This is a genomic window from Massilia phyllosphaerae, from assembly GCF_034659755.1.
In the GTDB taxonomy this organism is placed as follows: Bacteria; Pseudomonadota; Gammaproteobacteria; order Burkholderiales; family Burkholderiaceae_D; genus Telluria; species Telluria phyllosphaerae.
The window spans coordinates 55052-77175 of the sequence record NZ_JAXSQX010000008.1 but is presented as its reverse complement, the minus strand read 5'-3'; the positions used below and the strand labels follow the sequence as shown (position 1 = coordinate 77175).

Annotated in this window: 20 protein-coding genes; 12 read left to right on the top strand and 8 right to left on the bottom strand. The window is 66.7% G+C overall.

The genetic code is table 11. The features are described 5' to 3' along the window. Positions 1–41: 41 nt before the first annotated feature. A complete protein-coding gene (locus U1H99_RS25470) occupies positions 42–968 on the bottom strand; it encodes a bestrophin family protein (protein WP_323144475.1) in 927 nt (308 codons plus the stop codon). Between the two features lie 298 nt (positions 969–1266). Here U1H99_RS25470 and U1H99_RS25465 point away from each other — a divergent pair, with 298 nt between their 5' ends. Beyond that, complete coding sequence (locus U1H99_RS25465; RefSeq protein ID WP_323144474.1) at positions 1267–2256, top strand: aldo/keto reductase; 990 nt, start codon at positions 1267–1269, stop codon at positions 2254–2256. A gap of 109 nt (positions 2257–2365) precedes the next feature. Here U1H99_RS25465 and uvsE read toward each other — a convergent pair whose 3' ends face one another. The 3 genes from uvsE to U1H99_RS25450 all read right to left on the bottom strand — a co-directional run bounded on the left by uvsE (position 2366) and on the right by U1H99_RS25450 (position 7094). After that, positions 2366–3274: a UV DNA damage repair endonuclease UvsE gene (gene uvsE / locus U1H99_RS25460; RefSeq protein WP_323144473.1), complete on the bottom strand. Its 909-nt coding sequence runs from the start codon at positions 3272–3274 to the stop codon at positions 2366–2368. A gap of 176 nt (positions 3275–3450) precedes the next feature. Next, positions 3451–5898 carry a PAS domain-containing sensor histidine kinase gene (locus U1H99_RS25455; RefSeq protein ID WP_323144472.1) on the bottom strand — a complete coding sequence of 816 codons (2448 nt, stop codon included), beginning with the start codon at positions 5896–5898 and terminating at the stop codon, positions 3451–3453. Positions 5899–5900: 2 nt separating this feature from the next. Further along, the gene (locus U1H99_RS25450) at positions 5901–7094 is read right to left on the bottom strand and encodes an ABC transporter substrate-binding protein (RefSeq protein WP_323144471.1); all 1194 of its coding nucleotides are present in this window, start codon (positions 7092–7094) and stop codon (positions 5901–5903) included. Between the two features lie 270 nt (positions 7095–7364). On the opposite strand from U1H99_RS25450, the gene U1H99_RS25445 reads away from it, so the two are divergent. The 6 genes from U1H99_RS25445 (at position 7365) to U1H99_RS25420 (ending at position 12320) form a co-directional block, all read left to right on the top strand. Continuing rightward, complete coding sequence (locus U1H99_RS25445; RefSeq protein WP_323144470.1) at positions 7365–9077, top strand: methyl-accepting chemotaxis protein; 1713 nt, start codon at positions 7365–7367, stop codon at positions 9075–9077. A gap of 116 nt (positions 9078–9193) precedes the next feature. Beyond that, positions 9194–9631 carry a hypothetical protein gene (locus tag U1H99_RS25440; protein WP_323144469.1) on the top strand — a complete coding sequence of 146 codons (438 nt, stop codon included), beginning with the start codon at positions 9194–9196 and terminating at the stop codon, positions 9629–9631. 34 nt (positions 9632–9665) lie between these two features. After that, positions 9666–9866, top strand: coding sequence for a DUF2905 domain-containing protein (locus tag U1H99_RS25435; RefSeq protein WP_323144468.1), 201 nt, complete (start codon positions 9666–9668; stop codon positions 9864–9866). Between the two features lie 160 nt (positions 9867–10026). Beyond that, the gene (locus U1H99_RS25430; RefSeq protein WP_323144467.1) at positions 10027–10443 is read left to right on the top strand and encodes a ribbon-helix-helix domain-containing protein; all 417 of its coding nucleotides are present in this window, start codon (positions 10027–10029) and stop codon (positions 10441–10443) included. A gap of 11 nt (positions 10444–10454) precedes the next feature. Continuing rightward, positions 10455–11684: an extracellular catalytic domain type 1 short-chain-length polyhydroxyalkanoate depolymerase gene (locus U1H99_RS25425; protein ID WP_323144466.1), complete on the top strand. Its 1230-nt coding sequence runs from the start codon at positions 10455–10457 to the stop codon at positions 11682–11684. 99 nt (positions 11685–11783) lie between these two features. Beyond that, a complete protein-coding gene (locus tag U1H99_RS25420; RefSeq protein ID WP_323144465.1) occupies positions 11784–12320 on the top strand; it encodes a DUF2058 domain-containing protein in 537 nt (178 codons plus the stop codon). Positions 12321–12326: 6 nt separating this feature from the next. Here the strand turns inward: U1H99_RS25420 and U1H99_RS25415 are convergent, their stop codons facing one another. The 3 genes from U1H99_RS25415 to U1H99_RS25405 form a co-directional block, all read right to left on the bottom strand. Then, entirely contained in the window at positions 12327–12815 is a 489-nt protein-coding gene (locus tag U1H99_RS25415; RefSeq protein WP_323144464.1) for a hypothetical protein, read from the bottom strand. A 153-nt stretch (positions 12816–12968) separates the two neighbouring features. Continuing rightward, positions 12969–13532, bottom strand: a complete 564-nt coding sequence (locus U1H99_RS25410; protein ID WP_323144463.1) for a lipocalin family protein — start codon at positions 13530–13532, stop codon at positions 12969–12971. 63 nt (positions 13533–13595) lie between these two features. Then, complete coding sequence (locus tag U1H99_RS25405; RefSeq protein WP_323144462.1) at positions 13596–14528, bottom strand: LysR family transcriptional regulator; 933 nt, start codon at positions 14526–14528, stop codon at positions 13596–13598. Between the two features lie 273 nt (positions 14529–14801). Here U1H99_RS25405 and U1H99_RS25400 point away from each other — a divergent pair, with 273 nt between their 5' ends. Beyond that, entirely contained in the window at positions 14802–15011 is a 210-nt protein-coding gene (locus U1H99_RS25400) for a hypervirulence associated TUDOR domain-containing protein (RefSeq protein WP_141834905.1), read from the top strand. Positions 15012–15346: 335 nt separating this feature from the next. On the opposite strand, the gene U1H99_RS25395 is transcribed toward U1H99_RS25400, so the two are convergent. After that, positions 15347–16111, bottom strand: a complete 765-nt coding sequence (locus U1H99_RS25395) for an SDR family oxidoreductase (RefSeq protein ID WP_323144461.1) — start codon at positions 16109–16111, stop codon at positions 15347–15349. 231 nt (positions 16112–16342) lie between these two features. Here U1H99_RS25395 and U1H99_RS25390 point away from each other — a divergent pair, with 231 nt between their 5' ends. The 4 genes from U1H99_RS25390 to proX all read left to right on the top strand — a co-directional run bounded on the left by U1H99_RS25390 (position 16343) and on the right by proX (position 22108). Beyond that, positions 16343–18283: a PKD domain-containing protein gene (locus U1H99_RS25390; RefSeq protein WP_323144460.1), complete on the top strand. Its 1941-nt coding sequence runs from the start codon at positions 16343–16345 to the stop codon at positions 18281–18283. A gap of 458 nt (positions 18284–18741) precedes the next feature. After that, positions 18742–19977 (top strand): glycine betaine/L-proline ABC transporter ATP-binding protein ProV, encoded by a 1236-nt coding sequence (proV, locus tag U1H99_RS25385; RefSeq protein ID WP_323144459.1) that lies wholly within the window; start codon positions 18742–18744, stop codon positions 19975–19977. Further along, entirely contained in the window at positions 19974–21044 is a 1071-nt protein-coding gene (proW, locus tag U1H99_RS25380; protein WP_323144458.1) for a glycine betaine/L-proline ABC transporter permease ProW, read from the top strand. Before proV ends, proW begins: the two co-directional genes overlap by 4 nt. Positions 21045–21058: 14 nt before the next feature. Beyond that, a complete protein-coding gene (gene proX / locus U1H99_RS25375) occupies positions 21059–22108 on the top strand; it encodes a glycine betaine/L-proline ABC transporter substrate-binding protein ProX (RefSeq protein WP_323144457.1) in 1050 nt (349 codons plus the stop codon). Positions 22109–22124: the final 16 nt, after the last annotated feature.

The window sequence follows — 22124 nt, the reverse complement described above, 5'->3', positions numbered from 1 at the left end:
CGAGACGATGCAACGCGGCCATGGGGATTTTTTAGGCGCTCTTAGCTGAGCTGGTAATTTACTGGCATCAGCTGTGGGGGCAAGTCCCGCTCGCCCAGCGCCGTGCGCAGGTCGATCTCGATCGTGCGGCAGATGGCGTCGAGCGGCAGGTCGTTGTCGGAGTGGCCGAACGGTTCCTCGATCTCGTCGCCGAGAGCGTCCAGGCCGAAGAAGGTGTAGGCGACGATGGCGGCCACCAGCGGCGTCAGGTAGCCGATGGTGTCGACCAGGCCGAAAGGCAGGAACATGCAGTACAGGTGGGCGGTGCGGTGCAGCAGCAGGGTGTACGAAAACGGGATCGGCGTGCCGCGGATCCGTTCGCAGGCGGCGGCCACGCCGGTCATGCTCGACAGCGTGGCGTCGATCGGCGCCGCCAGCATCGGGTCGAGGCGGCGCTCGCGCAGGCACAGCGCCAGGTCGGCGCCCATCGCCAGCATCAGCGCATGCGGCAGGTTGGGCAGGCTGCGGATGCGTTTCCATTCGTCCTGCGCCAGCCAGGGCGCGACGTCGGCCGCGGGATCGGTCCTGCGCAAGTGGTGGCGCAGGGCGTGGGCATAGGCGACGGTACGCCGCAGCATGCGTTCACGCAGCACGCCGCCGTCGTCCGCATCTGCACCAACCAGCGACAGGCACTGGCGCGCCAGCGTACGGCTGCGCAAGACCAGTTCGCCCCATTGCTTGCGGCCTTCCCAGAAGCGGTCGTAGGCGGCGTTGTTGCGGAAGCCGAGGAAGATCGCCAGCGGCAATCCCATCAGCGTGAACGGGATGGCGCTGACCGTGATCTTGACGCCGTCGATGCGGCCATCGAGCACGGTGACGACGATCGCCAGCAGGGTAGTGAAGGCGAGGCTCTTCCAGATACTCGGCAAAATCGAGCCGCGCATCACCAGGAACAGGCGCAGGCCGGTCGGGCGGTCGCGGACGATCATGCGCTGGCCCGCCGCGGTAGTGCATACGGTAGGAAGATCGGATCGGGCAGGCAGGGGTAGTTCATCGCTTTTGCTTCGTCATACGGTCGGTGGCCCATTCTGCGGCAGGACCAGAATGGCCCGCGTACATTTGGGAACGACCGTTTTATTCTGCGCCTCAAGCACCCGAATGCCTAATTACGATTCCTGATGGCGGGTATGCCGCACCTGAATGGTGCATTGCAGCGTGAGCCGTGTGCCGTATCCGGACAGGGTCACGTATGGTGGGCGTCACGTTATCAAACACGGAGCCAGTCAAATGAAGACGCGCCAGTTGGGCAATACCGGATTACAAGTCTCGAGCATCGGCCTGGGCTGCATGGGCATGAGCGATTTTTACGCCAACCGCGACGACCAGGAATCGATCGCCACCATCCAGCGCGCCATCGACCTCGGGGTGACGCTGTTCGACACCGCCGACATGTATGGCCCGCACACCAACGAGGAACTGCTGGGCAAGGCGATCCGCGGGCGCCGCGAGGGCCTGGTCATCGCCACCAAGTTCGGCGTCATGCGCACGCCGCAGGACCCCACCGACTACCGCGTCAACGGCAGTCCGGACTACATCCGCCAGGCGGTCGAGGGCAGCCTGAGGCGCCTCGGCATCGAGGCCATCGACCTGTATTACCAGCACCGGGTCGACCCGGGCACGCCGATCGAGGACACCATGGGCGCGCTGGCCGACCTGGTCCGCGCCGGCAAGATCCGTTACATCGGACTGTCGGAAGCATCGGTCGAGACCATCGACCGCGCCGTGAAAGTGCATCCGGTGACGGCGCTGCAAAGCGAGTATTCGCTGTGGACGCGCGATCCGGAGGAGGGCGTGCTGGATGCCTGCCGCCGCCACGGCATCGGCTTCGTGCCTTACAGCCCGCTGGGACGCGGCTTCCTCACCGGCGAGATCCGCACGCCGGAAGACTTCGCGCCGGACGACTACCGCCGCAACAGCCCGCGCTTCCAGGGCGAGAATTTTGCCAGGAACATCGCGCTGGTCGACAAGGTACGCGAGCTGGCACACGAAGCCGGCTGCACGCCGGGCCAGCTGGCGCTGGCCTGGGTGCTGGCGCAGGGACCGGACATCGTGCCGATCCCGGGCACCAAGCGCCGCAAGTACCTGGAGCAGAACGTGGAAGCGGTCGACCTGGATATCGGGCCGTCGCAGCTGACCGAACTGGAAGCGATCTTCCCGCGCGGCGCGGCGGCCGGGACGCGCTATCCAGAAGCGCAGATGGCGGCCGTCAACCGGTAGTCCGCGACGCTGGAACGTCGCCCCTGCGCAGGCAGGGCCCAGGTCCTGCTTGCGCTGTCGATACGCTTGCAAACTTGGACCCCTGCCTTTGCAGGGGCGAAGCATTACATCATCCGACCACCGCCGCCTGGCCTGCCTGCACCGCTTTCCAGTCGCGCAGCCCGGCGATCGCTTCTTCCTTCAGCTTGGCCTCGATCTCGATCCAGGGCGCGCCGGCGTACGAGGCCGGCATGGTCGCGATCAGGTCCGAATGCTGGCGGTCGTTGAAGTCCTCGCGGCCGTTCGAGATATGGACCACCTGGTGGGCCGGCTCGGCCCAGGTTTCTCTCGCCCTGGCCAGCATCTCGGCCACGCTCGGGTCGTCGTAGCTGGACAGCTTGTCGTGCACGATGTGATGGTGGGCGTCGAAGATCATCGGCACGCCGCTCCTCACGCAGACGTCGTGGATGTCGAGGGCGCCGTAGCTGTATTCGTCGTTCTCCAGGCACAGGCGCAGGCGGATCGGGTCCGGCAGGTCGCGGATGCGCGCCACCAGTTCGTCGCTGCGATTGGCCTTGCCGCCGTGGATCTCGAGCAGCGCCCAGGGCGAGCGCGGCTGCTGCAGCAATTCCATGATGTCGGCATGCATCTGCAGGATCTTGATGCTGTTGGCCACCACCTCGGGCGAGTCGGAGCTGAGCACCACGAACTGGTCCGGGTGCATCACCAGCCGCAGGCCCAGTTGCGTCGCGCGCGCGCCGGTGCGTGCCAGCGCGGGGGCCAGCGGCTGCATCACCTCGCGGCCGATGTCCTCGTCGAAGAAGGGAAAGAGCGAGGACGGCATGCGGTACAGGCGGATCCCTTCGCGCTGGCAGTAATTCAGGGCGCCGTCGAGGGTCTGGATGTTGTCGCGGTAGATCTCGTCCAGGATCTTGCGCTGGCCGGCATCCGACTGCTCGAGCAGGCGCTTGCGGGTGACGGTGCGGTAGCGGATGTCCTTGGATACGGTAATGCAGACCAGGCCGAGCTCGGGAGACATGGGATCGTGGATTCGTTAGTGTGGATGCCATGTTCCAATGAATCCCGCCTGCGGTCAAAAGCAATGCCGCGCCGCAACCACCTTGCGTAAACGCAAACCGGGGTCAGAGCCCAAATTTTGGCAATTGCTTACGGAGTTTTGCCAAAAAAAGGGCTCTGACCCCGGTTTGCGGGAGGTCAGGCAGCGAGCAGGGGCAGCTTGACGGTGAAGGTGCTGCCCTGGCCGGGACCGGGGCTGGCGGCGCTGACGCTGCCGCCGTGCAGTTCGACCAGTTTGCGGACCAGCGCCAGGCCGAGGCCGAGGCCGCCCTGGGCGCGGTCGAGGGTGCGCGTGCCCTGGGTGAACAGGTCGAACACCACCGGCAGCAGGTCGGGGCCGATGCCGCTGCCGTTGTCGTGCACGGCCAGGACCGCCTCCCCATCCTCGGCACCCAGGGTGACTTCGATGCGGCCGCCTTCCGGCGTGTACTTGGCGGCGTTGGTCACCAGGTTGGCCACCACCTGCACCAGGCGCGTGTGGTCGCCGTCGACCGTCAACGGGCCGGATGCCGGCGCGACCGACAGGACGTGGCGGCGCGCGTCGACCAGCGGCCGCGACTGCTCGACCGCCTCGTTCAGCACCCGCCCCAGGTCGAGCGGCTTGCGCGCGACCGTGACCAGGCCGCGCGTCACGCGCGACACGTCCAGCAAATCGTCGACCAGGTGGCGCATGTGGGCCACCTGGCGCGCGACGATCTCGCTGATCTGCTTGATGCGCGCTTCGTTGGCGTAGGCGATACGCAGCATGTCGGCGGCGCTGGCGATCGGCGCCAGCGGGTTGCGCAGTTCGTGCGCCAGCATCGCCAGGAACTCGTCCTTGCGGCGGTCGGCCAGGCGCAGCGCTTCCTCGGCGCGCTTGCGCTCGGTGATGTCGATCGCCACCGCATGCACCACGGTGCGTCCGTTGATGCCGGGGCCGAGGTGGCCGCGCAGGTCGATCCAGGCGACGCTGCCGTCGTCGGCGCGCAGGATGCGCGGCATGAGGTGATAGCTGCCGCCGTCGCGCATCACCTGGGCGTGGCAATCGAGCACCATCTGGCGGTCGTCCGGATGGTACAGCTCCCACACTTCGCTGACGTTCTGCCAGTCCTTGCCGAACACGCTGTGCAGATTGGCCGAGAAACTCACTTCGCCGGTGCCCGGATCGCGTTCCCACACCGCCATGTGGGCCGCCACCAGGCCCTGGCGCAGGCGGTCCTCGCTGTAGCGCAGCGCACTCTCGGCGCGTTCCAGTTCGCTGACGTCGGTACCGGTGCCGAACCACTGGACGATCCGGCCGCCGGTATCGCGCAGCGGCGCCACCGAGGCGAAGATGCTGCGGTATTCGCCGTCGGCGCCGCGCAGCGGGAAGGTCATCTGCGCCGTGTTGCCGGTGGCCAGCGCTTCTTTCCAGCGCTGCGCCACCTGCGGCAGAATCGCCGGATCGTGGAACGCGCGCCAGTCTTGCGGCGCCAGCGTGCCGGGTGCGGCGCCGGTGAATTCGTACCAGCGCTGGTTGAACCAGGTAATGGTGCCGTCCGCATCGGCCATCCAGACCAGTTGCGGGATGTTGTTGGACAGCTGCAGGAAGCGGCGCCGCTCGGCCTCCAGGCGCGCATGCTGTTCGTACAGGCGGTCCAGCATGCGGTTGATGGCGCCGGCCAGGCTGACCACTTCGCGGCTGCCGGCCAGCGGTGCGCGCTGCGCATCGCCGCCATCGATGCCGTCGCCGTCGCCCAGGCTGCCGGAGAAGGCTTCGAGGCGGCGCAAGTCGCCGGTCAGGCCGTGCGCCAGGCGTGACGCCAGCAGGAACACCACCAGCGCCAGCAGCGCCGTGATGGCCAGGATCGCCAGGTACTGCGGCCCCGGCACCACCATCGGGGCCGCCAGCCGCCGTTCGTCTTCGTGCAGCACCAGGCCGAGGTGGCGCAGGCTGGCCGGTAGCGGCACGGCGGCGTCGATCTCGTGCGCGTGGCCGGCGGCGCCGAGGTGGCGGAACGCCGCCCACTGCACCGGTTTCAGGTCGGCCAGGCGCACTTTATAGACCAGCGCGCCCTCCGGCGTGCGGGTGCGCGAGTAGCGCAGCAGGTTCACGCCGATCAGTTCCTGGCCCTGCGGGCCGGTGCGCAGCGCGGCGCGCTCGTCGCCGCTGTCGATACGCTGGCGCAGCCAGGCGACGTCGTCGGCGCTGAAGCTGGCGGCGCCATTGTCGGCGATGGCGGCGCCTTCGAAGTCGGTGAACATCAGCTGCAGCGGGATGCCGTTGATCTGGCGCAGCCCATGCAGATAAGGGCGCAGGTAGGTTTCCTTGCCGGCGCTGTCGACCAGCGCATTGGCCAGGATCGGGCTGTTCGCCACGTCGGCCAGGCGCGTGGTCAGCGCCTCCAGGTTGGTGCCGACGGTGGTGGCGTGGAAGGCGACCTCGCGCTCCTGCAGCAGCGCGTTGGCCTGCTCGCGCTGGCGGTCGATCAGCCAGAACGAGACGATGGAGATCAGGAGCACCGCGAACGCGGTCAGGATCGCGGCCGCGATCGCGAAGCGGCGCGACAGGCTGGCCGGCGGTGCGGCGCGCGTGGCCGCCGGGGTTTTTCGGAATTGGCGCAGCATGCTCAATCCTGCGCCGGCACCAGCACGCCGTCGGCACGGTAGCGTGCCATCAGGAGCTGTTCCGGTCCCAGCGCTTCGTGGCGCGCCGGCGTGAACGGCGGCGCATAATCCTTGACCAGGCCGCGATGGCTGCCGACCCGTTCCAGCGCGTCGCGCACGGCGCGGCGGTCGGTGCTGCCGGCCAGGTCGATCGCGCGCGCCAGGATGTGGGTCAGGTCGTAGGCGTGGGCGACGCCGACCGGACCCTGGATGTCTTCGATGCGCTTGACCTTCGACACGGTGGCCGCGCTGGCCAGGAAGCGCTTGACCCGTGCCGGGTCGGCCTTGTAAAAGCTGAAGGTCTGGATCACGGAAAAGTCGACCTGCTGCAGCGCCGGGCCGGCCTGGGCGGTGAATTCGCCGCCGGTCACGCCCCAATGGCTCAGGATCGGCACGCGCTGCGCCTTGGGCAGCGCCGCGACTTCGCGCACCAGCACCGCGGCCTCGTCGTCGTTGGCGACCAGCACGATGGCCTGGGCGCCGGCCGCGCGCAGCTGGCTGTATTTGGCCACCAGCGAGGTGTCGCGCCAGTTGTACCAGGAGGTGCCGACGATTTTCATGCCGGGCAATTTCGGCAGCGCGCGCTCGGCCGCGGCGGCGTTGCTGCGGCCCCAGGAGGTGTTGGTCATCAGCAGGCCGACACGCGCCAACTTGCGCCGTTTGGCCGCCGCCAGCAGCGCCGGCATGGCCAGCGAATCGCGCAGCGACAGCCGGTACACGTAGTTGGGTTGCATCGCGTTGTCGACGATGCCGTCGGCCGACGACCACGCCGCCATGAAGGGCACACGGGCCGCCTTCAGGGTCGGCAGTTCCTCGATCACGACCGGACTGAAACGCCCGCCGAACACCGCGACCAGGTCCGGCATCCTGGCGAATTCCTGGATGTTGCGGATGCCGCGCGCCGGAATCGAGCGGTGGTCCTTGACGACGACTTGCAGCGGGCGGCCATGCAGCACGCCGCCGGCCGCATTGATTTCCTGGACCGCAGCGCGCATGCCGAGTTCCACCGCCTGCGCCGACGTGCTGTTGTCGAGGCCGAATTCGCCGTCGATGCCGAGCAGGACCGGCCGTACGCCGGCCGCCTGTGCCAGCCCGCCGAGCAGCAGCGAACAGGCGAGGGCGCGGATCACGGCGTGGAAGGCGTGGCGGTAGGGCATGACAGTCCTGTCGAAGGGAAACAACCTGGCATTTTAACGTCATCCATGACACATGCCCCGCACCGCAAGTCCCCAATTTCCGAAATTTCGTTGCTTAACCGCAACCAATAATGCGGTATTTGCTGGATTCGGATAAGATGAAGAAATTGTGACGAGGCAACTTTTCATGCGTCGTCAGGCCAAATCCTCGCCTTCAGTCCCGCCAGGTCCGCGCCCGCCAGTTTGCTGGCGCCAGCCTGGTCAGTCTTCTTTTCTTTCTCTGGGGTGAAAATGAATATCAAGAATCTGAAAATCGGCGCCCGCCTCGGCCTGGCATTTGCCGCCGTCCTGGCGCTGGCGATCCTGCTCGCCGCTGTCGGCATGCAGCGCTTGCACGAAGTGTCGACCACGACCGAAGACATGGTCGGTGCCGTCCACAAGATGCGCCTGGCGGACCGCTGGCTTGCGGCCATCCAGGCCAATCGCGGGTACGGCGAGGCGCGCCTGCGCGGCGACGATGCCGCCGACATCCAGGCCATGGCCAAGAGGATGAAGGACATCAGTGCCGGCGTGTCCGGGATCCAGCAGGAACTGGACAAGCTGGTGGTGCTGCCCAAGGGGCGCGAAATGCTGGCCACGATCGCGGACAAGCGCAAGGCGTATGTCGCTGCGCGCGACAAGCTGTTCAGCGCGCAGGACAGCGGCAGCGCCGATCCGGCCGCGCTCAAGCGCATGCTCGACAGCGAAGTCACTCCGGCAATGAATGCCTACGAAGAAGCCTTGCAAGCCCTGTCCGGGCGCCAGAACGACATGGCCGCCGAAGCACGCGACGCGGTGGGCCGGGCCTATGCAGCCGGCATCAAGGTGCTGGCGGCCTTCACCGCGGTGGCGCTGGCCCTCGGTGCGGCCCTGGCCTGGATGCTCACCCGCAGCATTACCCGTCCGCTGCGCGAAGCCGTCGTCGTGGCCAACGCCGTGGCCCAGGGCGACCTGTCGTCGCGCATCGAGGTGCAGTCGGGCGACGAAACCGGCGAATTGATGTCGGCCCTGAAATCGATGAACGAGAATCTGAATGCCCTGGTGACGCGCGTGCGCAGCGGTGCCGACAGCATCGCCACCGCCGCCGGTGAAGTCGCGGCCGGCAATCAGGACCTGTCGAGCCGCACCGAACAGCAGGCCGGCTCGCTGGAAGAAAGCGCCTCGTCGATGGAAGAGCTGACCAGCACCGTCAAGCAGAACGCCGACAATGCCCAGCAGGGCAACCGCATGGCGGCATCGGCCTCCAGCATCGCCAGCCGCGGCGGCGAGGTGGTGTCGCAGGTGGTCGAGACCATGGGCGCCATCAACGCCTCGGCGCACAAGATCGTCGACATCATCACGGTCATCGACGGCATCGCCTTCCAGACCAATATCCTGGCCCTGAACGCGGCGGTCGAAGCGGCGCGCGCCGGCGAGCAGGGACGCGGCTTCGCGGTGGTGGCGGGCGAGGTGCGCACCCTGGCCCAGCGCTCGGCCGCGGCGGCCAAGGAAATCAAGACCCTGATCGACGATTCGGTCGAGAAGGTCGGCACCGGTTCGCGCCTGGTCGACGAAGCCGGCGCTACCATGCAGGAAGTGGTAGCCAGCGTGCGCCAGGTGACCGCCATCATGTCCGAGATTTCGGCGGCGTCGCGCGAACAGAGCGCCGGCATCGCCCAGGTCAACGACGCCATCACCCAGATGGACCAGGTGACCCAGCAGAACGCGGCGCTGGTCGAGCAGGCCGCGGCGGCGACCGAATCGATGCAGGAGCAGGCTTGCGGCCTGGCCGAGGCGGTCAGCGTGTTCAGGCTGGCACAGGGCACTGCGCCCGCCGCGGCGCCGGCACGGCGTGCGGTCCAGGCATCGGCCCGCGCACTGCCGGTAGCAGCGGCAACGGCGCGCGGCGCACGCCGTCCGGCACCTACCGTCACGGCGCGGCCGGCGGTCGCGGCGGGCGCCGGCGATGGCTGGGAAGCGTTCTGAATCTTTCAGGATACGTCGCGCCCCTTCCGCATCGCGTCCGGCAGAATGAAGCCGGCATGGTCCCGGCGCCGGCCCGGCCGGACCGTATCCCGATTCGAATTGCGGAGGAGTAAGTCATGAGCAACCAGCAAAAAGATACCCAGGCAACTACACAGGGCGCGCCGACGCGCAGCGATACCACGGCCGCGGCCGGCGCCCAGCCGGTCCAGGGACGCTCGGCATCCGGCAAGACCGGGGCCCAGATCGTGGGTGGCGCCGGCGGTACCGATGCCGCAGCCGGCGCCAGCATGGGCGGTGATGGCGGCAGCGGCCTGCGCGGACAGGGGCGCGAGGGTGCCGGTGCACCGGGCAGCCCGGGCGGCAATGTCGAAGGCAATATCGGTCCGGGGGCGGGCGCGGCGGTGGCCGGCGGCACCGGCCTGGGCGAAGCGAACAGCGCCGACGACACCCGTACCGGCATCAGCAGCGGCGAGGGCGCTTCTCTCACCGACGGCGATCCCAGCAGCGGTGCGATCCCACCGCCGGCCAGCAAGGGCGGCGCCTCGGCAGCCTGAAGCCGTCGGCGGCCGCTGACGCTACACTACCCTTATGCAAAAGTTCCTGATAATCATTGGCCTGGTGCTGCTCGGCGCCGGGCTGGCCTGGCCCTGGCTGCGGCGCCTGCCGCTGGGCCGCCTTCCCGGCGATATCCACGTCGTCCGCGAAGGCTTCAGCTTCAGTTTCCCGATCGTCAGCTGCATCGTCGTCTCGATCGTCGTCTCCCTCATCCTCTGGTTCTTGCGCCGCTGAGCGCGCCTCCGCGCCTCTGCCGGCCGGCGCAGCGCCGGCCGGAAGAGGCGCGGGCCAACATCCCTGAACTGTCGCATTTATTTGACGCGAGGCCTTGTTTATCCTCCATCCATACTCCAATTGGAGTATAACGGGAGTATCAACGCACAAACCGAGCGCCATGAACATCGTTAATATCAAGCAAAAACTGCCGGAAACCGAAAAAGTCACCGTGAATCTGGGGCTGGTCGACCTGGCCCAGATGGACTTGCTGATCGAAGAAGGTTTCTATACCAACCGCACCGACTTCGTGCGCACCGCCATCCGCAAGCAGCTCGAGCGGCATGGCGAGGACATTCGCCAGACCGTGGTGCGCAAGCGCTTCGTGGTCGGCCTGCAGCGTTATACGAAAGCCGAGCTGGAGCGCAGTGTCGCCGCCGGCGAGCGCCTCGAGATCCACGTGCTCGGCCTGGCTTCCATCGACGACGACGTCACCCCCGAACTGGCCACCGCAGCGATCGCTTCGATCTGGGTGCTCGGGGCCTTCGTCGCCTCCAATGCGGTCAAGGCCGCCCTTGCCGACCGCATCCATATCTGATGAGGAAAATCATGAAACCCTACGAACAATTTGTCGCCAACATCCTGAAGGCGGCCGGCACCGCCCGTACCGATCCCGGCGCCGTCAGCGGCCTGGTCCAGGATGCGCTCAAGAGCGCCGGGCTGCTGACCGGGATGCCGTCGCCACCGAAGGCACAGGACCCGTCCTTCGTCGACTTGAACGCGGCCCCGGCGTGGGCGCGCAAGCCGGCGGCTGCGCCGGACGCCGCCGCCGCAGATGCGCAAACCGCAGCGGGCGGCGGCACCGGCTTCGCCGGCCTCCCGCGCTTCGACGCCGGCAAAATGGCGGACTGGGCCGCGCAATTCAAGGCCTTCCAGGCCGGCCAGAGCGCATCCCCCCAGGCACCGGCACCGCGCAACCTGGCGGCGGAACCGGGCGAATTCCTGGACGGCAGCTTCAGCAACGCCGCCGGCACCCGCGCCTACCGCCTGTACGTGCCGGCGCGTGCCGCCGCCGGCCCGCGTCCGCTGGTAGTCATGCTGCACGGCTGCACCCAGCATGCGCAAGACTTTGCCGCCGGCACCACGATGAATGCGCTGGCCGAGGAACACGGCTGCCTGGTGCTGTATCCCGAGCAGCCGCGCAGCGCCAATGCGAATGGCTGCTGGAACTGGTTCGAGGCGGCACACCAGGGCCGCGAAGGGGGCGAACCTTCGATCCTGGCCGGCATGACGCGCGAGGTCTTGCGCGAGCACGGCGGCGACCCCGGCCGCGTGTTCGTGGCCGGCCTGTCGGCCGGCGGGGCGATGGCGGCGATCCTGGGGGCGGCCTATCCCGAGCTGTATGCGGCGGTGGGCGTGCACTCCGGCCTGGCGGCCGGCAGCGCGCACGACCTGATGTCGGCGCTGAATGCGATGAAGGGCACGCGCGGGCGCAAGGCGGCGGCGAAGCACGGCGCAGCAGGGCGGCTGCCGGCCATCGTGTTCCACGGCGATGCCGACGGGACGGTCCACGCGTCGAATGGCGAAGCGGTGCTGCGCCAGTTCACCCAGGGCGCGCCGCTGCGCGAGGTCGAAGAGCGCGGCCAGGACGGCAGCGGACGCAGCCATACGCGCACGGTGCTGCTGGACGCGGACGAGCGCGCGGTGGCCGAACACTGGGTGCTGCACGGCGGCGGCCATGCCTGGTCGGGCGGCAGCACGGCCGGTTCGTATGCCGAGGCGGGCGGGCCGAACGCCTCGGCCGAGATGCTGCGTTTTTTCCTTGCGCAGCAGCGCTGACCGCCTCTTCCGGCCGGGCAGCGGGCTTGCTATGCTAACGGGTTTCCAGCCCGGTCCGGCGATGCGGCGGCCGGCCATCTACTATTTGGAGTTATAAACATGGTTTCCCTGCAAGAGCAGCTGATGAAGGCCGGCCTGGTCGACAAGAAGAAGGTCAAGGTGGCCAACCAGGAAAAGAGCAAGCAGCAGAAGATCGACCGCCGCACCGGGGTGCAGAGCGTCAACGAGACCAGGGAAGCGGCGCTCGAAGCCCAGCGCCAGCAGGCCGAACGCGCCCGCGAACTGAACGCCCAGCGCGATGCCGCCGCCGCCCAGAAGGCTGTCGCCGCCCAGATCGCCCAGATGGTGCAGCAGAACCGCCAGCCCAAGGGCAACGGCGACATCGCCTACAACTTCACGCTCGGCACCAAGATCGAGCGCATCCACGTGTCGGAAAAAGTGCGCGACCACCTGGTGGCGGGGCGCCTGGCCATCGTCGCCCAGCAGGGTGGCTTCGAACTGGTGCCGAAGGTCATCGCCGACAAGATCGCCGAACGCGCGCCCGAGAGCGTGGTGCGGGTCAACAAGGCCAGCACCGAAGTCGACGCGGACGATCCTTACGCCGACTTCAAGATTCCGGACGACTTTACCTGGTAAGCCGGATCAGGGCAGCGACGCGCCGACCGGAGCCGGGGTGGCGGCGGCGACCGGCGCCGCCGCCGGTGCAGCGGCCGGCATGCCGGCCTGCTGGCCCAGCATGACCTGGAACAGCACAGGGTAGTCGTAGGCGGCCCCGGTGGAAGCATCGACACCGGCACCGATGACCCCACCGAACAGGATGTTCCCGGCCATCATGCCCTTGGTCGAGGACTTGAAGGTGGCCAGGCCGGCATCGTAGCCCGGCTTTTCGCACTTGACGTTCATGTCGCCATAGGCGCGGTGGACCGTGACGGTGCCCGGGGTGGTGACGTAATACACGCCCTTGTCGTTCTCCAGCTTGCAGCTCGCACCGGCGACATTGCCGCTGGGATGCAGGGTCTCGACCGAGACCACCTGACTGGTACCGCTGACGATCGAGGCACAGCCGGTCAGGCCGGCAGTGCCTGCCAACACCGCGGCCATGAGGGCGGTGCGCATGAATGGTTGATGCATTTGTTTCTCCCAGGATTTTGCCGTTTGCTTAACGGTCGTTTAATTGGAGAAACCTTTATACATTTGAAAATATTGATTTTCAACATATATTTACGTTAGCGAACTGTCTACGTAGCTATGTTGTATTTTCGCTATTTTCAATCAACATTCGATTCACTCTTGTGGCGTGACTTGCAGCTTTGCCAGGTCGAACCCTTGGCGCTCCAGCCGCGCCAGCAGGGCCGCATACGCCTCCCGGGGAACGCTCGGGGTGCGCGACAGTATCCACAGATATTTCCGGCTCGGTTCGCTGACCGCCGCCAGCTGGTAATCGGGATCGAGGTCGATTACCCAGTAGTCGCCCCATACCTGCGGCAGGAAGGACAGCCAGGCAGGTGCGAAACGCACTTCGAGGACCGGGGAATCCGGGCCGCCGATCTGGCGCGCCGTCCCGGTGGCATCGTCGAAGCGGCCATCGGCGCGGCGGCAGCGGTTGACGACTTCCACGGTCTTGTCCGGCCGCAGGCGATAAGACGCCGTGGTGGCGCCGGCGCACTGTTTCTGGAAGCGGTTCGGGTATTTGGCGATCTCGTACCAGGTGCCCATGTAGCGCGGCACATCGATGGCGGGAACGGGCGTGACGCCGGGCTGGCGCCTGGCTTGGCCGGCAGCCAGTACGGCGGCGGACGCAGCGGCCAGGCCGAGCAGGAGAATTGCATGTCGTGAACGGAAGCGCATGGCAGGTCGAGGCTGTTGAAGTTGTGTGCATACTACTTCGGTCTGCCGAAACGGCGCGTTTGTTCAGCCGATGCCGGCATCGGACTCCAGCATATCGGCAATATCCGGGTCCTGCGCAAACGCCTCGGCAAAGTAATCCACGAAGTGGTTCACCTTCAGCGACGGCCGCCGAGCCGGCTGGAACACCACGTTCAGCGGCAGCGGCGGCAGGCGGAAGCGCGTCAGGACCGGCTTGACGCGGCCTGCGCGGATGTCGGCGCCGTACAGCCACAGCGTCGAGTAACCGATGCCGAGGCCTTCGCACACGGCCTGGCGCATCGCTTCCGAACTGTTCGACTGGAAGCAGCCGTTGACCTTGACCGTGAGCGGGATGCCGCTTTCGTCGAGGAAGGTCCATTCGTTGGGGGCGGCCAGGCCGGTGTAGACCACGCACTGGTGCCCGGCCAGGTCGGACGGATGCTGCGGTTCGCCGTGGCGCGCCAGGTAGGCGGGCGACGCCAGCGCGGCGCGGTGGGCGGTGCCGATGCGGCGCGCGACCAGTTGGCTGTCCTTCAGCTCGCCGACCCGGAAGGCGACGTCGACGCCGGCCGCGACCAGGTCGACGAAGCTGTCGTCGAGCAGCAGGTCGATCTTGACCTTGGGATAGCGCGCATAAAAGCCGTGCAGCCGTGGCACGATGTGCTGGCGCCCGAAGGCGGCCGGCGCCGCCACCCGCAGCATGCCCGCGATGTCGTGTTCGGCGCGCTGCACCTCGATGCGTGCATCTTCGAGCGCATCGAGCACCTGGCGGCAGCGTGCGTAATACAGCTGGCCGGCCTCGGTCAGCGAATGGCTGCGCGTCGAGCGCACCAGCAGGGTGGCGCCGAGCTGGGCTTCCAGCGCCTGCATCTGCTTGCTGATCGCCGACTGGGTCGTCATTTCCTCGCGCGCGACTGCCGAAAAGCTGCCCCGCTCGACGACACGGCAAAAGGTTTCCATCAAACGCAGCCGGTCCATAGTCGACTATTCATTCCTGTGAGGAATAAATCATATCATCCGTATGCCCTGCCATATGTTTACACGAATGGCCATAATATCTTCAATGCACGGGGCCGCTACGAGAGCATCGAACGCGGCCCCATCATATGGCGTCATCCAGACGGAAGGGACGCCACCCCGAATTCTCGAAAAGCGCCCGTGAGGCGCTTTTTTTATGCGCGGCAAATGTGCAGGGCGTGCATGCGATCCGTGTTCAAATAGCCGGCCAACCACCATCCAGCGAGGCACGGCATGACAGACACGTTCAAGGCGGGCGACAAGGTGCAATGGCATTCGCCGCAAGGCACGGTGCACGGCACGGTCAAGAAAAAGCTGACGGCGCACACGACCATCAAGGGCCACGAGGTGGCGGCGTCGCAGGAAAACCCTGAGTACCTGGTGGTCAGCGACAAGACCGGCGCCGAGGCCGCGCACAAGGCGAGTGCGCTGAAGAAAGTGTGAGAGGAATCAGCCCTTGACCTGCCGCAGCCAAGCTCAAGAAGAATGCAGTTTTGCCAAGAAATTTTTTCCAACGTGGTGTAACTAACGGACGGTCCTGCCCGCCGCTGGCATTCTGGAACCGTTATCACAAACACCACACCAGAAGGAGAGCATCATGGGTAAATATTTCTTGGCCTGGATCATGGGCGTGCCTGCAATCGTGCTGGTTCTGATCTATCTGTTCTTCCATTGATCCGATGCGGACCTTATGGGAATCGAAAACGCCACCTGCCGGTGGCGTTTTCATTGGATGGCCCAGGTAATCGACGCCGCTACCGAAGCGCCTGACAACACCTTCAGGTTTTCGACATCGACACGCCGCCGTCGACGAACAGCGTGCTGCCGGTTACGAAACTGGCCGCATCGGACGCCAGGAACAGTGCCGCCTTGGCGATTTCGGCCGGCTGTGCAAGACGTTTCGTGGCGTGGAGGCCTTCGACAAAGGCGCGTGCTTCCGGCGTCGAGGCGGCGGCGCGGCCCATGTCGGTATCGGTTCCGCCGGGCATCAGGACATTGACCCTGACGCCGCGTGCGCCGTACTCGACCGCCAGCGTGCGCGCCAGTCCCACCAGGCCGGCCTTGCTGGCGCCGTAGGCGGCCATCCCCGGCATGCCGATGGTATGGCCGACGAAAGACGAGGTAAATATCAGGGAGGCGCTGCCACGCTTGAGCATCGCCGGAATCTGGTATTTTGCGCAGAAAAATGCGCTGCTCAAATTGGTATCGAGCGTGTCGTGCCAGTCCGCGGCGCGGATGCCGCCAAGCTCGCCCATCGCGCCCAGCGTGCCGGCATTGTCGAAGGCGATATCGAGTCCGCCAAAGTGCTCGAGCGCCAGTTCGACCGCTTCTTTCGCGACATCTTCCTGTTTCAGGTCGCCAGCGAGCGCGTACGCCTTGCCACCCGCCGCGACGATCTCGTCGACCAGCGCTGCCAGTTTTCCGCCGCTGCGGGCGACTGCGATGACGTTTGCGCCTTCATGCGCGAACAGCTTTGCCGCCTCGTAGCCGATGCCGGCGCTGGCGCCGGTCACGATTGCTGTCTTGCCTGCTAGAATTCCCATGTAAGTGTCTCCCACCAAAATGAAGCGTTGGACCCGCCTGCCGCCAGCGGTGACCAAGTATAGGAAGGGCCAACATCCGGAACACTCCGTTTGTTGTTCTTGAATAAGCGGCTGCGAACGCCGCACTCGACTGCGCGCAAGCGGCAGCGCAATGCATCGTGCATGATCGGCGGGCTACCCGATACCGCCGTGGCAAGGGCCGGTTTTTCCATCCTTATCTGGAGAGAAGACATGCAACGCGTTCGAAAAATGCTGTTGGTCGCACTGGCGGTGGCGGGCACGGCGGCCGCTCAGCAGGCGCAGCTGTCACAGCCGGCCGCGGCAACAGACGGCAAACACGTCAGCGCGCATACGAGCTACCGCGTGATCAACCTGGCCCCCGGCCTGCTCGCCACGCTCCCGCGCATCAACGCCGGGGGCCAGGTGGCGTTCTCGATGCAGGCCGAGGCCGGCGCGGTGGGATACTTCTATGACGGCAGCAGCGTCCAGGATATCGGCACGCTGGGCGGCGAGACCCTCGCAAACGACCTGAACGACCTGGGACAGGTGACCGGCAGCTCCCTCACCACCGGCGGCGTCCAGCATGCCTTCGTCTGGCGTGCCGGCGCCGGCATGCTCGACATCGGCACGCCCACCGGTGGCGGCGAGTCGAGCGGCACGGCCATCAACCGCCATGGCGTCGTCACCGGCTCGTCCTATGCCGACTTCCTGCCGCGCGCCTTCCGCTGGAGCGCCGCGAGCGGCAGCGAAAGCCTGGGCGCCCTGACGGCGGGCCTGGGCAGCGCTTCCTTCGCCGGCGCCCTCAACGGTGCCGGCCTGATCGCCGGTTCGTCGGCGACCGCGGACGGCAGCCGCCATGCCTTCGCCTGGACCCGCAGCAGCGGCATGGTCGATATCGACACCTTGAACAGCTACGATGCGCTGGTGGTGGCCGTCGGCGCCAACGGCGAGGTGGCCGGCAACCATATTCCCTCGCTCGACGCGATCGCATATCGCCCCTTCCTGTGGACGCGCGCCGGCGGCATGCGCGACCTCGGGACGGGCGGCGGCAGCGCGGCTTTCGTTACCGCCATGACGCCCGGCCTGCACATCGCGGGCCTGATCAATTTTGGCGACGAGGTCCAGCGTGCGATGTCCTGGACGCGCAGCGGCGGCATGCGCAATCTCGGCACGCTCGGCGGCGCGTCGTCGCGCGCCGACGGTGTGAACGCCGCCGGCCAGATCGTCGGCTTTGCGGAAAACACGGCCGGCGACTGGCGCGCCTTCGTCTGGACCGCAGGGCAGGGCATGCTCGACCTGAACCGCTACCTGCGCCGTGCGCCGCCCGGCCTGGTGCTCGACGATGCGCTCGCGATCAACGACAGCGGCGCGATCGTGGCGACCTCGAATGCCGGGCTGGTGCTGCTGCGGCCGGACACGGGGCGCGCATGCGGCCATCTGCTCGGCCCGGTCGTGGCGCCGGCCCTGGTCAAGGCCGGCGTGCCGTTGCAGGCTGCGGTCGATTTCATCGACGAGGACGGGGTCGGCACGCGCAGCGTCAGCTGGTCGTGGGGCGACGGCAGCGGCGTCCAGGCCGGCCGGGTCAGCGGGCGCGGCGCCGCCGGCAGCGCCAGCGCCAGCCACAGCTTTGCCATGCCCGGCGTGTACCGGCTCACGGCCACGGTAGTCGACCGCAAGGGCCGCAGCACCGCGGTCAGCCATGAGCTCGTCGTGACGGCAGTGGCGGGCGGGATGGTGGCCGGCAGCGGGACGATGACGTCGCCGGCAGGGGCATTCAGGCAGGCACCGCTGTATGCGGGCACGGCACGCTTCAGCCTGGTCGCACCGCTGGCCGCGCCCTTGGCCGGGACAGCATCGGCATCGGCAGCCGGCATGCCGGCCAGGCTGCACTTCGACCTGCCTGGCCTGCAGTTCCGCAGCCGGGATGTGCGCATGCTGGGCCGGCAGGGGACCCAGCATGTGTTCGAGGGCAGCGGTAGCGTCAAGGGCGCGGGTGGCTACAGGTTCAGGCTGTCCACGTCGGCAACGCTGCCGGGAGGCGGGCAGGGCCGGTTTGCGCTGAAGATCTGGCATGCCGATCCGGCCAGCAGGCGCGAGGTGGTCGACTACGACAATACGCGTGCGCCATCCGGGGGCGGGCGTGTGGCGAAGGGGATCATCGTGCTGGAATAGACGGGTTGGCAGGAACGCTGCCCAGCCGGTGGCGTTCCGCACACGTGTCGATAGACGCACTTACTAGCATAGTTTAATTTGAGCCGCTACTGGACAATTACATTTGCTTGCAATATAATTGGTGTCTATACAATAGATTCATCAGTAATACCTCTGCTGCACAAGGTTTTCCTCGCCACGCTTAGGAAAACATTCCTGGGCCATGCGCCCGACTCCCTGGTGCCATGCATTTGCATGCGCCTGCGTGCTTAAAAGTCCTGAACCCAGCCTCTTTTAACACGCATCCACACCCTGGCCCCGGCATCGTTTGCCGGAAAAGCGTGCCGCGTTTCCGTCCGCCGCTTGCGTACGCTTGTGCGCCCGTGCAGCGCCGACGGCTCAGGGTCTGGTGATTCCCGTTCGACGCCTCATGGCTGCCGGGTCTCACCGCATTTGCCAACTCGAAGGAGAACCAGACAATGGCAAAACAAATCATCATCGACCATGTCTTCAAGGTCTACGGCGATCAGCCGCAAGAAGCGCTGGCCCTGGTCCGCCAAGGTGCCGGCAAGCAGGATATCCTGGCCAAAACCGGGTGCACGATCGGCGTGTTCGACGCCACCTTCACCATCGAAGCCGGCGAGATCTTCGTCATCATGGGCTTGTCCGGTTCGGGCAAGTCGACCCTGGTGCGGATGCTGAACCGCCTGATCGAGCCGACCGATGGCCGCATCCTGATCGACGGCACCGACATCAATACCCTGCCGGACGCGCAGTTGCGCGCCCTGCGCCGCAAGGACATCAGCATGGTGTTCCAGTCGTTTGCGCTGCTGCCGCACGTCAGCGTGCTCGACAACACGGCCTTCGGCATGGAGCTGGCAGGCATTCCCAAGGCCGAGCGCCATGCGCTGGCCCGCCAGGCACTGGAACAGGTCGGCCTTGCGGCCTATGGCGCCAGTTATCCCGACGAACTGTCCGGCGGCATGCAGCAGCGCGTGGGCTTGGCGCGCGCGCTGGCCTGCGATCCGTCGATCCTGCTGATGGACGAAGCGTTTTCCGCGCTCGACCCCATCATGCGCACGGAAATGCAATCGGAACTGCTGCGCCTGCAGCAGATCAAGCGCCGCACCATCGTCTTCATTTCGCACGACCTCGACGAAGCCATGCGCATCGGCGACCGCGTCGCCATCATGAAGGATGGGCATGTGGTGCAGGTGGGCACGCCGGAAGAAATCCTGCGCAAGCCCGCCAACGACTACGTACGCAACTTCGTGCGCGGCGTCGACGCGGCGGCCGTGTTCAAGGCCGGCGACATCGCCCGCAAGAGCCAGGTCGTGGTGTCGGAATCGCCGACCCGCGGTTCGCGTGCGGCGCTGTCGATGCTGGAAGAGCAGGACCGGGCCTACGCCTATGTCGTCAATCCGCGCCGTGAATTCCTCGGCGTGGTGTCGGCCGATTCGCTGCGCAATGCGCTCGACGGCCACATCGGGCCGCTGGGCCTGGCGCATGCCTACCTGCCGGATGTGCAGACCATCAATGCGGACGAGCCCGTTGCGGGCCTGTTCGGCCAGGTAGCGCAACTCCCGTACGCAGTGCCGGTAGTGGCGGGCGACGGCAGCTTCCGCGGCGCCATCAGCAAGACCACCTTGCTGAAGTTCCTCGACCGCGATACGCCCGCCATTGCCGAGCAACATATTCAGAAAGGACAAGCATGACCCCGAACAGCGCATCTCCCCAGGTGAACCCGTGGCTGCCGACGCCGCCGGCCGACACGGCCTGGCTCGACGCCGCGACACCGGCCGCCACGGCCGGGCAAGGCGGCGGTTCGAAACTGATACACCTCTTCGATGGCTCGCTGCCGCTGGAAACCTGGATCAACCAGGGCCTGGGCTGGGTCGTCGCCCATTGCCGCCCGTTTTTCCAGGCCGTGCGCGCGCCGATCGACGCCACGCTGGCCGGCGCCAGCGACGTGCTGCTGGCCGCGCCCGCGCCCGTGGTGATCGCCATCGTCGCTTTGCTGGCCTGGCAATTCACCAGCCGTGCGCTGGCGATCGGCACCGTGCTGGCGCTGCTGGGCCTGTCGGTACTGGGCGTCTGGCCGGAAGCGATGGTGACCCTGTCGCTGGTGCTGACCTCGCTTGCCTTCTGCCTGGCGATCGGCTTGCCCTTGGGGATCTTCCTGGCCAGCAGCGACCGCGCACAAAACATCCTGCGTCCGTTGCTGGACGCCATGCAGACCACGCCTGCCTTCGTGTACCTGGTGCCGGTGGTGATGTTGTTTGGTATCGGGGATGCGCCCGGCGTGATCGTGACCATCATCTTCGCGCTGCCGCCGCTGGTGCGCCTGACCAATCTCGGCATCCGCCAGGTCCGCCCCGACCTGGTCGAAGCGGCGCGCGCCTACGGGGCCTCGCCCTGGCAGCTGCTGACCCGCGTGCAGCTGCCGCTGGCGATGCCATCGATCATGGCCGGCATCAACCAGTCGCTGATGCTGTCGCTGTCGATGGTGGTGATCGCGTCGATGATCGCGGTCGGTGGCCTGGGCCAGATGGTGCTGCGCGGGATTGGCCGCCTGGACATGGGACTGGCCACCGTGGGCGGTCTCGGGATCGTGCTGCTCGCCATCACGCTGGACCGCCTGACGCAAGCCATGGGGCAATCGCGCCGCAGCGGGCGTCATTGGTACCAGACCGGTCCGCTTGGCGTCATCCTGCGCCTGGTGCGTGGCAATCCGGCGCGCGGCAAAGCGGCCGCGCCGACCACGTCCGTGCGCGCGCAATAACAAGAAAGGAACACATGCATCAACTCGACCACTTCAACGCCACGTATGCAACGCGGCGCCGCTTCCGCTGGTTCTCGGCCCTGGCCATTGCCGCGCTCGCATTGAGCACCAGCCTGGCGATGGCGCAAACGCCGGCTGCCGGCCTGCCCGGCAAGGGCATCAAGGTGCAGGCGCTGCAAAGTCCGATCGCCGAAGAAACCTTCCAGACCATGCTGGTGGACCGCGCCCTCGAACAGCTGGGCTACGCGCCGCAGCCGATCAAGGAAGTCGACTATCCGACCGCGCACATCGCGATCGCCAACGGCGACGCGACCTTCCTCGCGGCGCATTGGGATCCTCTGCACAAGGACTATTTCAACAATGCCGGCGGCGACGCCAAGCTGCTGCGCGTGGGCGCCTATGCCGGACCGGCCGCGCAGGGCTACCTGATCGACAAGGCAACGGCCGACAAGTACCACATCACCAATATCGACCAGCTGCGCGATCCGGCCCTGGCCAAACTGTTCGACCATGACGGCGACGGCAAGGCCGACCTGACCGGCTGCAACCCGGGCTGGGGTTGCGAGGCGATGATCGAACACCATATGAATGCCTACAAGCTGCGCCCGACGGTCAAGCATGTGCAGGGCAGCTACGCCGCACTGATCGCCGACACCATCGGCCGCTACCAGCGTGGCGAGTCCATCCTGTACTACACATGGACGCCTTACTGGGTGAGCGGGGTGCTGGTGCCGGGCAAGGACGTCGTCTGGCTGCAAGTGCCGTTCTCGGCGAATCCCGACAAGGCCGATACCCGTCTCGGCGATGGCAGCAACTACGGATTTTCCGTCAACACGACGCGGATCGTCGTGAATCGGGCCTGGGCCGACAAGAACCCGGCGGCCGTCAAGCTGTTTGAAGTCATGCGCTTGCCGATTGCCGACATCAACGCGCAGAACGAGCGCATGCGGCAAGGCGAGAACACCCAGGCCGACATCGCGCGCCATACGGCGGGCTGGATCAAGTACCACCAGCAACTGTTCGACAGCTGGATCGCGCAGGCACGGGCCGCCGCGCAGCCCTGAGCCGGAAGCGAGGCCG

Bases quoted from the DNA above. Each gene is read 5' to 3' on its own strand.
- U1H99_RS25470 (WP_323144475.1), bottom strand. From the start codon at position 968: ATGATCGTCCGCGACCGCCCGACCGGCCTGCGCCTGTTCCTGGTGATG.
- U1H99_RS25465 (WP_323144474.1), top strand. From the start codon at position 1,267: ATGAAGACGCGCCAGTTGGGCAATACCGGATTACAAGTCTCGAGCATC.
- uvsE (WP_323144473.1), bottom strand. From the start codon at position 3,274: ATGTCTCCCGAGCTCGGCCTGGTCTGCATTACCGTATCCAAGGACATC.
- U1H99_RS25455 (WP_323144472.1), bottom strand. From the start codon at position 5,898: ATGCTGCGCCAATTCCGAAAAACCCCGGCGGCCACGCGCGCCGCACCG.
- U1H99_RS25450 (WP_323144471.1), bottom strand. From the start codon at position 7,094: ATGCCCTACCGCCACGCCTTCCACGCCGTGATCCGCGCCCTCGCCTGT.
- U1H99_RS25445 (WP_323144470.1), top strand. From the start codon at position 7,365: ATGAATATCAAGAATCTGAAAATCGGCGCCCGCCTCGGCCTGGCATTT.
- U1H99_RS25440 (WP_323144469.1), top strand. From the start codon at position 9,194: ATGAGCAACCAGCAAAAAGATACCCAGGCAACTACACAGGGCGCGCCG.
- U1H99_RS25435 (WP_323144468.1), top strand. From the start codon at position 9,666: ATGCAAAAGTTCCTGATAATCATTGGCCTGGTGCTGCTCGGCGCCGGG.
- U1H99_RS25430 (WP_323144467.1), top strand. From the start codon at position 10,027: ATGAACATCGTTAATATCAAGCAAAAACTGCCGGAAACCGAAAAAGTC.
- U1H99_RS25425 (WP_323144466.1), top strand. From the start codon at position 10,455: ATGAAACCCTACGAACAATTTGTCGCCAACATCCTGAAGGCGGCCGGC.
- U1H99_RS25420 (WP_323144465.1), top strand. From the start codon at position 11,784: ATGGTTTCCCTGCAAGAGCAGCTGATGAAGGCCGGCCTGGTCGACAAG.
- U1H99_RS25415 (WP_323144464.1), bottom strand. From the start codon at position 12,815: ATGCATCAACCATTCATGCGCACCGCCCTCATGGCCGCGGTGTTGGCA.
- U1H99_RS25410 (WP_323144463.1), bottom strand. From the start codon at position 13,532: ATGCGCTTCCGTTCACGACATGCAATTCTCCTGCTCGGCCTGGCCGCT.
- U1H99_RS25405 (WP_323144462.1), bottom strand. From the start codon at position 14,528: ATGGACCGGCTGCGTTTGATGGAAACCTTTTGCCGTGTCGTCGAGCGG.
- U1H99_RS25400 (WP_141834905.1), top strand. From the start codon at position 14,802: ATGACAGACACGTTCAAGGCGGGCGACAAGGTGCAATGGCATTCGCCG.
- U1H99_RS25395 (WP_323144461.1), bottom strand. From the start codon at position 16,111: ATGGGAATTCTAGCAGGCAAGACAGCAATCGTGACCGGCGCCAGCGCC.
- U1H99_RS25390 (WP_323144460.1), top strand. From the start codon at position 16,343: ATGCAACGCGTTCGAAAAATGCTGTTGGTCGCACTGGCGGTGGCGGGC.
- proV (WP_323144459.1), top strand. From the start codon at position 18,742: ATGGCAAAACAAATCATCATCGACCATGTCTTCAAGGTCTACGGCGAT.
- proW (WP_323144458.1), top strand. From the start codon at position 19,974: ATGACCCCGAACAGCGCATCTCCCCAGGTGAACCCGTGGCTGCCGACG.
- proX (WP_323144457.1), top strand. From the start codon at position 21,059: ATGCATCAACTCGACCACTTCAACGCCACGTATGCAACGCGGCGCCGC.